The following is a 561-nucleotide window of genomic DNA, read 5'->3' as shown; positions in this document are numbered from 1 at the left end:
GGGGCAGCACCGCCGCGTCGCGCGCGGGGAGGCTGGCGGTGCTGCCCCAGCCGGTGCCGAGCAGGGCCAGGTTCCATCGTTCCTGCAACTGGAACACGCGCTCGCGTTCGGGCACGTGCTCGTCGTACGAAAACGAGTGGCGCACGTAGCCGAGCAGCAAAAAGCACACGGCGATACCGACCGCGAGGCCGAGCACCACCACCGCGGAATACGCCGGCTCCTTGACGAGCAGGCGCCAGCCGATGCGGAAATCGCGCAAATTCATCGTGGCCTCCTCATGCCGCCAGCAGCGCGTCGACGACGATGCGGCCGTCGAGCAGGCGCAGCGTGCGCGACGCCTGCGCCGCGTGCGCGGGCGAGTGCGTGACCATCACGACGGTCGTGCCCTCGGCGTTGATGTTCCGTAGCAGGCGCATGACGTCGTCGCCGTGCGCGGTGTCGAGGTTGCCGGTCGGTTCGTCGGCGAGCAGCATGGCCGGCCCGGCCACGAGGGCACGCGCGATCGCCACGCGCTGCTGCTGGCCGCCCGACAGCTGCGACGGCCGGTGCCCGGCGCGGTGC

1 protein-coding gene and 1 pseudogene are annotated in these 561 nt (G+C 71.7%); both read right to left on the bottom strand.

Annotated elements, in window-relative coordinates; translation table 11 throughout:
* Positions 1-265, bottom strand: a pseudogene (locus tag ACEN88_RS33865) (hypothetical protein); the annotation flags it as partial.
* A gap of 10 nt (positions 266-275) precedes the next feature.
* On the bottom strand, positions 276-561 hold a 286-nt coding region (locus ACEN88_RS33860), incomplete at its 5' end, for an ATP-binding cassette domain-containing protein (protein WP_413346747.1).

The organism is Massilia sp. CT11-108 (assembly GCF_047302915.1).
GTDB classification, from domain to species: domain Bacteria; phylum Pseudomonadota; class Gammaproteobacteria; order Burkholderiales; family Burkholderiaceae_D; genus Telluria; species Telluria orientalis.
Note: the sequence above shows the minus strand (reverse complement) of the source record. Positions and strands in the feature narration are given on the sequence as shown.